The 10,041-nt window shown below is 73.4% G+C and carries 10 protein-coding genes; 7 read left to right on the top strand and 3 right to left on the bottom strand.

What is annotated here, in order from left to right:
• The 3 genes from AB0F81_RS48245 to AB0F81_RS48235 all read left to right on the top strand — a co-directional run.
• Window positions 1-908: hypothetical protein (locus tag AB0F81_RS48245; protein ID WP_360210665.1), on the top strand; the 908-nt coding region annotated here is incomplete at its 5' end.
• A gap of 12 nt (window positions 909-920) precedes the next feature.
• Window positions 921-1,694, top strand: a complete 774-nt coding sequence (locus tag AB0F81_RS48240) for a hypothetical protein (protein ID WP_360210663.1) — start codon at window positions 921-923, stop codon at window positions 1,692-1,694.
• 56 nt (window positions 1,695-1,750) lie between these two features.
• Window positions 1,751-2,149, top strand: coding sequence for a ChaB family protein (locus AB0F81_RS48235; RefSeq protein WP_360210661.1), 399 nt, complete (start codon window positions 1,751-1,753; stop codon window positions 2,147-2,149).
• Here AB0F81_RS48235 and AB0F81_RS48230 read toward each other — a convergent pair.
• On the bottom strand, window positions 2,135-5,938 hold the full coding sequence (locus AB0F81_RS48230) for a trypsin-like peptidase domain-containing protein (protein WP_360210659.1): 3,804 nt from the start codon (window positions 5,936-5,938) through the stop codon (window positions 2,135-2,137). The genes AB0F81_RS48235 and AB0F81_RS48230 overlap by 15 nt on opposite strands.
• Before the next feature lie 15 nt (window positions 5,939-5,953).
• A complete protein-coding gene (locus tag AB0F81_RS48225) occupies window positions 5,954-6,289 on the bottom strand; it encodes a trypco2 family protein (RefSeq protein WP_360210657.1) in 336 nt (111 codons plus the stop codon).
• Between the two features lie 73 nt (window positions 6,290-6,362).
• Here AB0F81_RS48225 and AB0F81_RS48220 point away from each other — a divergent pair, with 73 nt between their 5' ends.
• Entirely contained in the window at window positions 6,363-7,034 is a 672-nt protein-coding gene (locus AB0F81_RS48220) for a TIGR02391 family protein (protein WP_360210655.1), read from the top strand.
• 53 nt (window positions 7,035-7,087) lie between these two features.
• The gene (locus tag AB0F81_RS48215) at window positions 7,088-8,269 is read left to right on the top strand and encodes a zinc-dependent alcohol dehydrogenase (protein ID WP_360210653.1); all 1,182 of its coding nucleotides are present in this window, start codon (window positions 7,088-7,090) and stop codon (window positions 8,267-8,269) included.
• Here AB0F81_RS48215 and AB0F81_RS48210 read toward each other — a convergent pair.
• On the bottom strand, window positions 8,259-8,621 hold the full coding sequence (locus AB0F81_RS48210; RefSeq protein ID WP_360210651.1) for a helix-turn-helix domain-containing protein: 363 nt from the start codon (window positions 8,619-8,621) through the stop codon (window positions 8,259-8,261). The two genes, AB0F81_RS48215 and AB0F81_RS48210, sit on opposite strands and share 11 nt — an antisense overlap.
• Window positions 8,622-8,696: 75 nt before the next feature.
• Between AB0F81_RS48210 and AB0F81_RS48205 the strand changes: the two genes are divergently transcribed.
• Complete coding sequence (locus AB0F81_RS48205) at window positions 8,697-9,590, top strand: NAD(P)-binding domain-containing protein (RefSeq protein WP_360210649.1); 894 nt, start codon at window positions 8,697-8,699, stop codon at window positions 9,588-9,590.
• 4 nt (window positions 9,591-9,594) lie between these two features.
• A partial coding sequence (locus AB0F81_RS48200) for a hypothetical protein (protein ID WP_360210647.1) occupies window positions 9,595-10,041 on the top strand: 447 nt, incomplete at its 3' end.

The raw sequence follows: 10,041 nt of genomic DNA, 5'->3' as shown, positions 1-10,041 counted from the left end.
GCGGGGCCGGCGGCGACGACCCGGCCGTGACCACGCAGCCGGCCGCACCGGTGACCGCCCCGTCGGCGCGGGCGGAGCCGGTCGAGCTCGCCCTCGGCTATCGCGCCACCTGGGCGCCGCCCGGCTTCTCCGAACGGATCCGGCAGCTCAGCGCCGGTGAACCGGACGACGGGTTCGGCCCGAGCCTGATGCGGGTGTGGACGAAAAGCCTGAAGCAGGGCGATCCGTGGGGCGGGCCCGAGCTGAGCCTCTACGTCCGCACCGAGGTGCCGGACCCGGCGAAGGCGATGGACACTAGCGGGCAGAAGGTGGACGTCAACGGGGCCGTGGGCTTCTACACCGGCGCGCCGGACGCCCCGAAGTCGTATGTGACCTGGGCGCCGGGCGAGCACACCGCGCTGATCCTGGCCGCCGGCAACCTCGACATCAGCAGGAGCGACCTGCTGCGGATGGCGCGCTCGGTGCGGGCGGACACCGGCGTCACCGCCAGCCCGGTGCGGCTGAACTGGCTGCCGCCCGGCTGGATCACCTCCGGCGCCACGGTCAGCGGGCAGTCACCGGACCGGTGGCGCACCGATGTGTACGCGGTCCGGCGCGCCCTTGATCCGAGCAGCAAGCTGGACAAGGAGAGGGCCGTCCGGGAGCAGGGTGACCTGTCCGTGGTGGTCGACGACGTCACCGACGCCCCGGCCGGCGGCGAGACGTTCACCGTCGGCGGCCGTCCCGCCCGGCATCCGGTGCGCGCCGACGAGGCCGGCAAGAGCCTGATCTACCTGGTCGTCGACCTCGGTGGCGGCCGGCTGATGACGCTGGCCGGCCACGGCGCCGGGCTCACCCTGGACGACCTGAGGCGGGTGGCCGAGCAGGTCGAGATCACCCCGTCCGGGCTCGGCTGGCTGGGCCGGTAGACGGTCGTGCCGGTGACGTCGGTCAGCGTGGCGGCCTATGCCGGCCGGGTCAACGAGGACTTCACCGGCACCGTGCCGCACGCGGCCGTGCTGATCGACGGCGCCGGGATTCCCGGCGCCGTCGGGGTCTGCCGGCACGGCGTCGCGTGGTACGCCGCCCGGCTCGGCGGCGCCCTGCTCGCGCTGCTGTCCCGCACACCGCAGGGGGACCTCGCGGCGCTGCTCGCCGCAGCGATCGAGCAGGTGACCGGAGAGCACCGTGACACCTGCGACGTCACCGACCCGATCAGCCCGTCGGCGGCGGTCGCCGTGCTGCGCCGCTCCGGCGGCCGGCTCGAGCACCTGGTGCTCGGCGACGCGTTCGTGCTGATCGACCGGCCCGGCGGCAGTCCGCTCGTGGTCACCGACCCGCGCGAGGTGGTGATCAGCCGGCGGTACGAGTCCCTGCTGCGCGACGTCGCCGCGGACAGTGACGGCCACCGCCGCCTGCTGCGGGAGTTGCGGGCCCACCGCAACCGGCCGGGCGGCTTCTGGGTGGCCAAGGACGACCCGCGGGCCGCCGCCGAGGCGGTCACCGGTAGCTGCCCGGCGGCGGACGCCGCCCTGCTCAGCAACGGCGCGGCCCGTGCCGTGGACCCGTTGCGGCTGCTCGGCTGGCAGGACGTCCTGCCCGTTCTGGCCGCCGACGGCCCCGGCGAGATCGTCCGCCGGGTGCGGCCGGCCGAGCAGCGGAGCGGCCTCAGCCCGGACGACGCGACGATCGCGTACTGCACCGGGCTGTTTTGACCGGCGGATCGGCGGGCACGCAGAAACGGTCAGCGTCATCGACAGGGAGGTTTGTGATGCCCGCCCGCAAGGACATGCCGAGCACGATCGCGCGGTCGCCGAAGAAGGCGCAGAAGACCTACGTGAAGGCGCACGACGCCGCGGTCAAGGAGTACGGCGAGGGGGAACGGGCGCACCGGACCGCGTTCGCCGCGGTGAAGCACTCGTTCGAGAAGGTCGGCGACCACTGGGAGCCGAAGGACAAGAAGGGCCCGAGCGACAAGAAGGCCGCCGGTGGCCGCGACACGAAGGCGAAGACGGCCGGCGGCGTCGACGCCAACGCCAGCAAGGACCACCTGATGGGCGTGGCGAAGAAGCTCGACATCAGCGGCCGCTCCAAGATGACCAAGCCGCAGCTGGTCGACGCCATCCAGAAGGCGAACGCGAGCAGCACCCGCAAGTCACGCGCCAAGTAGCCAGTCGCGCAGCCGCTGCTTGACGGCGCGCTGGTCCGGCCGGTGCCGGAAGACCGTCAGGTCCTCGACGTCCACGGTCAGCCGGTGCAGCAGGTCCGGGGGCACCGGGCCGGGCCCGGCGGCGCCGTGCACCACCATCAGGCCGGAGAGCATCGCGTGCTGTTCCCCGGCCGCCCACAGGTTCTCCGCCGGCACGTCCCGCAGGGCAATCAGGCCGGCGGGAAGCCCGGCCGGCGGGGTGAGGCCGTACCAGGGGAGCAGGCCGAGCAGTTCGGTCACGCCGAGCAGCAGATCCGGGGTGGGGCGGGCGATCGACAGCAGCGCCAGGTCGTCGGCGACCCGCTCGGTGAGGTGCCGGCCGCCGAGCGCCAGCACGTCGCCCCGGTTGCCGCAGGTCCACCACAGTTCGCTCAGGTTGGTCGCCAGGAAACGCGGCGAGTGGCGCAGGTACTCCCGGTGCAGCCAGACCCTGCTGTGCCGGACCGCCGCCAGGGCGGCGCCGAGCTCGTGGCGCAGGTCGTCCGGGTCGGCGGCGGCGAGGCCGGCCACCATGGCGAGATCGCGCAGGCTCGCGCCCCGGCCGAGGTGGTAGCCGAAGCGGAAGGCGCGCAGCAGGGTGCGGGTCAGGGCCGCGCCGCGCGGGTCGCCGGTGGCGGTCAGCCGGGCGGCGATCGCGGCGAGGGCGATCAGCGACTCGACCGTGCCGGCCGTCGGCTCGGGGGCCTGCAGGTGGGACTGGACGTGCTGCGCCCGCAGCACCAGCGGGAACGTCTCGGCCTCCAGCTCGGGCAGGTGGCGCAGCTCGTGCAGCAGCCAGCCGGAGCCGGTGAGGTTCGCGGTGATCAGCCGGGCCAGCCGCTCCGGGCCGATCGACTCCACCACGCGGACGAAGAAGTCGCGGTCCACCCGGACGAACCCGTGCAGCCCCTTCACCCCGTGCACCGGGTTGCCGGCGATCTTCTCGGCGATCCGGTCGGCGGCGTCCGGCTCCTGGTCGCGCCGGCGCAGCATCGCCTCCTTGAGCTGCGGCCAGCGGGTGCCGGCCCGGGCCCAGAAGTAGCCGCTGGCGATCGGCTCGTCGATGCTGGTGGTGACCGCCCGGGCGACCCGTTCCGGTTCGGACAGCGCCTCCGCCAGCCGTCCGGCGACCAGCGGATAGCGCCGGGAGAGGGCGACCAGGAACAGGCCCGCCTCCAGCAGGTCCGCGGTGCACGCGTCGGCCATCCGGGCGTGGCGTACGGGCGTGTCCAGCTGCGCCACCACCTCGGCCACCAGGCGCCGACCGGTCGTGGGGGAGAAGCGCGGCAGGAACGTCAGGAACCGGGTGGTCTCGCCCAGGTTGGCGGCGCAGACGTCGGCGAGGCCGGCGGCCCGTTCCGGGGTGCTCAGCAGCTCCTCGACCAGGTCGGCCAGCCGTGGCCCGGTGGGCGGGAAACCGCGCCGGACGTCGGTGAGGAAGGCGGTGGTCTCGCCGAGGTTCTGGGTGGCGACGCCGGCGATGCGCTCGACCCACTCCGGGTCGGCGAGCGCCGCCAGGAGCCGTTCGGCGAGCTGTGCGCCCTCGGCGGCGTACCGGCGGGGTAGCTCGGCCAGGAACCGGGAGGTCTCGCCCAGGTTCGTGGTGCAGGCGTGGGTGATCTCGGTGATCAGTTCCGGACCGGCGAGCCGCGCGACGACGCTCTCGGCGAGCGGCCGCGGCACCTCGGCGAGGAACCGGCTGGTCTCGCCGAGGTTGGTGGTGCAGGTCTCGGCGATGTGGGTGACCAGCTCGTCGCCGTCGAGCGCGGTGATCAGCGCGTACACCCGGGGGAGCCGGCGGCGGCTCTCGCGCAGGAACGCCAGCATGGCGGTGAGGGTGTACTCCAGGAAGTCGTCCGCCACGGCCCGCCAGGTCCCGGTGTCGGTGAGGCGCTGGTCCACCTCGTCGGGGGCGATCCCGGCCAGGCGGTCGATCCGGTCCAGGTTCGCGGTGATGGTGAGCGGGTGCAGGGCGGCGGCGAGTCCCTCCTCGGTCGCCGCGGCGGCCCGCACCACCTCGCGGGCGGCGTCCTCCCGGTCGGCCGCTTCCAGCCGGCCGGCCAGCACGTATCCGGAGGCGGGCGAGTCGCGGGCGATCGCGACGAACATCGGGGTCAGCTCCGAGTCGCGGACCCGGGCGGCCTTGAGGACCAGGGAGCCGTGGCTGGAGTGCAGGAAGCTGTAGCGCCGGAAGTGCCGCCCGTGGGTGGTGCGCTGCACGATGCCGTGGCGCAGCGGGCCGTCGAGGGCGCCCGGGGACACCGACTCCTCCGGGACGGCGAACTCCAGGGCGGCGGTGGCGGCGAGTTTCAGCACGTCGGCCCGGGCCTCGGGCCAGCGGTCGAGGTAGCGCTCGCGGACGTACTCCACCGGGTCGGAGGCGCTGAGCCGCGCGCCGCGGCGCAGCCAGCGCTGCAGGCCCTCGTGCTCCAGATGCTGGCGGACCGCGAAGACGAACGCCCAGCGGTCGCCCTGGTAGAGGGTGAGCCAGTGGTCCACCGCGTGGTCCGGCGGCTGCAGGTCGGTGGCGACGATCCGGGAGGCGGTGTTGATCAGGTCGGCGCCGTCCACCACCATCCGCTCGACGTGGCCCACGACCGGTTGCAGGCTGCGGTGCGAGTCGGGGAACCGCAGCGGGCTGACGTTGCGGGCGAGCAGCAGCAACTTGCCGGGGGAACCCATCGACGTCCACTCGGCGTGCAGCCGGACCGCGAGGTCCTCGTCGAGGTGCGCGTCGTCCACGATGATCAGCGAGTCCGGGCCGGCCACGTGGTGCAGCGCGTCGAGCGCCTGCGGCACCGGCACCTGCTCGTCGACCGTCATCTCGAAGTACCGCGTGGTGCCGCCGCGACTGGCGTGCCGCACGCCGATCCACAGCCCCAGCGTCGTCTTGCCGGCGGCGCCGTCACCGAGCACGAGCACACTGCCGCGATCCAGGCGCCGCTCGATCTGCGGCGCGCGAGCGCCGGCATTGATCGATCCCGCGAGGAACTCGTCGTACGCCGGGCGAAGCTGCTCCTGGTCGGGCTGGAAGACCGGGGCGTGCCGGTCGAGCAGACCGAACGGGTGCACGGCCGAGGGTGGCAGGGGCGCCCTCGCCCACGGCAGCACCGCGTCGGGCCGCAGGCCGAGCCGCTGCGCGACGGCGGCCGCCTCCGGGTCGGTCTCGGCGTCGCGCAGCAGCGTGTCGAAGGCGGCCAGCTGCACCGCGGCGGCGCCCTGCCGCGGGTGGTGTTCGATCACCACACCCAGCGCCAGCCCGGCGTGGAAGATCAGCGCGCCGGAGAGCCCGCCGAACGCGTTGCCGGTGGTCTCCAGCAGCGGCTCGCGCAGCAGCAGCCGGCCGGTCTCGCGCCCGTCGGTGCAGTAGATCTCGCCGTGCAACTCGGCCGTGTCGCGCGCGCCGGCCCGCTCGTCGTACTGGAAGTGCGGGTACCCGATGCCGGCGCAGTCGTGCAGCACGCCGCTGCGGTCGCGGTCGACGCGCCCGAACCCGGTCGGCGGATCGGCCGGCCAGTCGCCGGCGGCGAGGTCGAGGACCGCCAGGTCGCGGCGCTTGTGCGCGGTCACCGCGGTCACCTCGGCGCGCTCGCCGTCGGTGGACCGGATGACGGAGAGGCTGACCGCGGCGGCTCCGGTCTTCTTGTCACGGGTGCAGTGCTCGGCGGTCACCACCACACCGGGCCGCACGAGGTAGCCCGACCCGATCTGGGTGAGGCCGCCGGGCAGCTCGGCCAGCACGGCCACCACCCGCTCCTTCGCCGCGACCATCGACGGTCAGCCGTCTCAGTCCCGCGCGCCGAACCGCGGTCCCGGCTCGCTCTGCTCGGCGACCGCGAAGTTCGACGTCGGCAGGCCGTCCGGGCCTTTCCACAGGGGAGTCAGGGTCAGCCTGAGCGTCTGCGTGGTGGCTGCCCCGGACGACCCGCCGGCGCCCACCAGGCTCCAGCCGATCTCCCCGTTCACGTCCTTGGTGACGACGGCCTGCAGCTCCAGTTCGATCGGCGACAGCTGGAAGAGCATGCTCTGGCCGGCGCCGCGGTTGACGGCCTCGGTCAGCTGGGCGCGGAGCGCCTCGATGGAGTCCGCCAACCCGACGATGCCCGCCGACCCGTCCGACATGCGATGCCGCCTCTCGTGCCGCCTGCCCGTCGCCGCATCGTATCCGCCGACTGTGGACCTCTACCATCGGTGCATGCGTCCCGCTGCCGCGATCACCGAGCTGGAGCGCCTCGCTGCCGAGGGTCCGGTCGTGGGCGAGTCGTGGCCGGCGCGGGTGCGCGGCGTGCTCACCCTCGCTCTCGGCGAGGACCACCATCTGGTCCGCCGGTTCGACGAGGTCCGGGCCCGGCCACTTCTGTCGCGTGCGGACGGAGCCGATCCGGTGGCCCTGCGGATCATCGAGCTCATCGACGCCGCCACCTACGAGTTGCGCCTCACCGGCGGTGACGAGCCGGTCGACGAGCACGCGTACGACCCGGAGCTGTGGGCGCACGTCCGCCAGCAGGTCGAGGACCGGGACTGGGCGAAGGTCGCCAGCCAGACCGCGATCTTCGTGGAGAACCACGTCCGGGTCTGGGCCGGTCGGCCGAAGGACCCGCGCTCCGGCAACGAGCTGGTCGGCAAGGCGCTGTTCCTGGCGGTCCTCGGCGACAACAGCGCCTACCGGCTGGGCGCCCAGGCCGGGGAGCACGAGGGCTGGCGTTACCTGGGCATGGGCTTCGCGCAGGCGCTCAGCAACGTCGACCGGCACCACATCCAGCAGCGCGGCGACGCCCGACGGTACGCGCTGGGCGTGCTCGGCCTCGGCAGTCTGCTGCTGACCCAGCTGCGGCACCAGCACGGCCCGGCGCTGCGCACGGGCTGAGGCGTTCACCCGTTCGACGATTGAGCGGCACTCTGCGGGGCAAGCACCGATATATGCGAGCTTTGACATGGCAGGGCACCGCCAAGGTCTCCGTGGAGACCGTGCCGGATCCCCGGATACAGGAACCCACCGACGCCGTCGTCCGGATCACCTCGACCGCCATCTGCGGCTCCGACCTGCACCTTTACGACGTTCTCGGGATGTACATCGACCAGGGCGACATCCTCGGGCACGAGCCGATGGGCATCGTCGAGGAGGTCGGCCCGGAGGTCACCCACATCCGGCCCGGCGACCGGGTGGTGATCCCGTTCAACATCTCCTGCGGGCACTGCTGGATGTGCAGCCGCGGCTTCTACGCCCAGTGCGAGACCACCCAGAACACCGAGCAGGGCAAGGGCGCCTCACTGTTCGGTTACACCAAGCTCTACGGCCAGGTGCCGGGCGGGCAGGCCCAGTTCCTGCGGGTGCCGCAGGCGCACTTCGGCCCGATCAAGGTGCCCGACCACCACCCGGACGAGCGTTACCTGTTCCTCTCCGACGTGCTGACCACCTCGTGGCAGGCCGCGAAGTACGCCGACATCCAGCCCGGCGACACCGTCTTCGTCACCGGGCTCGGCCCGATCGGGCAGATGAGCGCGCGGATCGCCCGCCACCTGGGCGCCGCCCGGGTGATCGCCTCGGACAGCGTGCCGGAGCGCCTGGAGATGGCCCGCCGCAACGGCATCGAGGTGCTCAACGACGCCGACGTGGACGTGCCCGCCGCGGTCCTCGACCTGACCTCCGGCCGGGGCGCGGACAGCGTCATCGAGTCGGTCGGCATGGAGGCGCACGGCTCGCCGGTCCAGGCCGCCGCGGTGAAGGCGGCCGGCATGCTGCCGGACAAGCTCGCCCGCAAGGCGGTCGAGACCGCTGGCATCGACCGGATGGCCGCGCTCACCACGGCCTTCGCCGCCGTCCGCCGGGCCGGCACGGTGTCGATCATCGGGGTGTACGGCGGCAACGCCGACCCGATGCCGATGATGGACCTGTTCGACAAGGGCGTGACCCTGCGGATGGGCCAGGCGCACGTGAAGCGCTGGGTCGACGACATCATGCCGCTGCTGACCGGCGACGACGACCCGCTCGGCGTGGACGACCTGGTCACCCACCGGCTGCCCCTGGAGGAGGCGCCGCACGCCTACGAGATCTTCAAGCACAAGCAGGACGGCTGCATCAAGGTGGTGCTCAAGCCGTAACCGGCGACTCGACGAGTGTGCCCTCGGCGGTCAGGCGTCTGACCCGCTGCTCGCCCCAGACGCCGAGCGCGCCGAGGGCCTCGTTGAGGGAGGCGCCGTCGGCGGTCAGCGAGTACTCCACGCGGGGCGGGACCTCGCGGTAGATCTCGCGGTGGACCAGCCCGTCCTCCTCCATCTCGCGCAGGTGCTGGACCAGCATCTTCTCGCTCACTCCGGGCAGCGCCCGGCGCAGTTCCCCGAACCGCCGGGTGCCGTGGTTGTGCAGCTCCCACAGGATCAGCGACTTCCACTTGCCGGTCACCACGTCCATCGCCGCGTCGATGCCACAGATGTACGGCCCGCGCCTGCCCATGCTTACCTCCTGGTAAGTACCGCACTAATTAGTGGGTACTTGTCGGCCCTGACGGTACTCGCGAACGATGGTGTCATGTCAACCAGTGCGATGACCCCGTCCCCGATCACCGTGATCGGCCTCGGCCCGATGGGCCGGGCCATGGTCGCCACCCTGCTGCGCGCCGGCCATCCGGTCACCGTCTGGAACCGGACCCCGGGCCGCGCCGACGATCTGCTCAAGGCCGGCGCCACCTGGGCCGGCACCGCGGCCGAGGCGGTCGCCGCCAGCCCGCTGACGATCCTGAGCCTGACCGACTACCGGGCCATGTACCAGATCCTCGGCGACGGCCCGGCGGGCTTCCTGACCGGCCGTGACCTGGTCAACCTCAGCTCGGACACACCCGACGCCTCCCGCGAGGCGGCGGCCTGGGCCGCCGGGCGCGGCGCCCGGTTCCTCACCGGCGGCGTCATGGTCCCGGCCCCGGCGGTCGGCGAGCCGGGGGCGTACGTCTACTACAGCGGACCCGGCGAGGTGTTCGCCGCGCACGAGCCGGCGCTGCGGCTGATCGGCGACCCGCGCTACCTGGGCGCCGACCCGGGCCTGGCGCAGCTGTTCTACCAGGCCCAGCTGGACGTCTTCCTCACCGCCCTGTCCGGGCTGCTGCACGCCACCGCCCTGGTCACCGCCGCCGGGGTGCCCGCGGCCGACTTCCTGCCCGACGCGCTGCGGACGCTCACCGACATCCCGGCGATGGTCGGCGACGGCGCGCAGCTGGCCGCCGAACTGGTGGCCGGCGAGCACCCGGGTGATCTCAGCACCGCGCTGATGATGGGCGCCACCGCCGAGCACATCCTGCGTACCTCCGAGAGGGCCGGCGTCGACCGGGAGCTGCCGGCGGCGGTCAAGTCGCACTACGACCGGGCGATCGCCGCCGGCCTCGGCACCCGGAACTGGACGGCGCTCTACGAGGTGATCAGGGCATCATGACCCGGTGACGATGATCAAGGCGCCGCTCGCTGTCGCGGAGTGCGCGGTGGCGTCGGTGACGGACTGCCTGTCCGCGGCGGCCGGGCTGGCCCACGCGCGCACCGGCCGGCGACCCGCGGTGGAGCTGGACACCGCGCACGTCGCGGCGGCGATGCGCAGCGAGGTGTGGCTGCGCGACCCGGCGGGACACGGCGTCGACGGGTTCGCGCCACTGTCCCGCCTGTGGCCGGCGGGGGACGGCTTCGTGCGTACCCATGCGAACTATCCCTGGCACCGCGCCGCCCTGCTGGCCGCGCTCGGGGTGAGCGACGGCGCGGACGCCGAGGTCGCGCCGCGGGTGGCCGCGGCGATCGCGGCCTGCGGCGCGGCCGAGGTGGAACAGCTGGTGTACGCCCCGGATGCAGCGGGCCCGCACGCTGCTGCGCGACGAGCGGGCCACGGTGGCGGCGGT

This window comes from Actinoplanes sp. NPDC024001 (genome assembly GCF_040638955.1).
Taxonomy (GTDB): domain Bacteria; phylum Actinomycetota; class Actinomycetes; order Mycobacteriales; family Micromonosporaceae; genus Actinoplanes.
The sequence above is the reverse complement of the archived record's forward strand: the minus strand, read 5'-3'. Positions and strand labels throughout refer to the sequence as shown.

What these genes read in the sequence shown, in the direction of transcription:
- AB0F81_RS48235 (WP_360210661.1), top strand. Translation starts at nt 1,751, where the DNA reads ATGCCCGCCCGCAAGGACATGCCGAGCACGATCGCGCGGTCGCCGAAG.
- AB0F81_RS48230 (WP_360210659.1), bottom strand. Translation starts at nt 5,938, where the DNA reads ATGGTCGCGGCGAAGGAGCGGGTGGTGGCCGTGCTGGCCGAGCTGCCC.
- AB0F81_RS48225 (WP_360210657.1), bottom strand. Translation starts at nt 6,289, where the DNA reads ATGTCGGACGGGTCGGCGGGCATCGTCGGGTTGGCGGACTCCATCGAG.
- AB0F81_RS48220 (WP_360210655.1), top strand. Translation starts at nt 6,363, where the DNA reads ATGCGTCCCGCTGCCGCGATCACCGAGCTGGAGCGCCTCGCTGCCGAG.
- AB0F81_RS48215 (WP_360210653.1), top strand. Translation starts at nt 7,088, where the DNA reads ATGCGAGCTTTGACATGGCAGGGCACCGCCAAGGTCTCCGTGGAGACC.
- AB0F81_RS48210 (WP_360210651.1), bottom strand. Translation starts at nt 8,621, where the DNA reads ATGGGCAGGCGCGGGCCGTACATCTGTGGCATCGACGCGGCGATGGAC.
- AB0F81_RS48205 (WP_360210649.1), top strand. Translation starts at nt 8,697, where the DNA reads ATGTCAACCAGTGCGATGACCCCGTCCCCGATCACCGTGATCGGCCTC.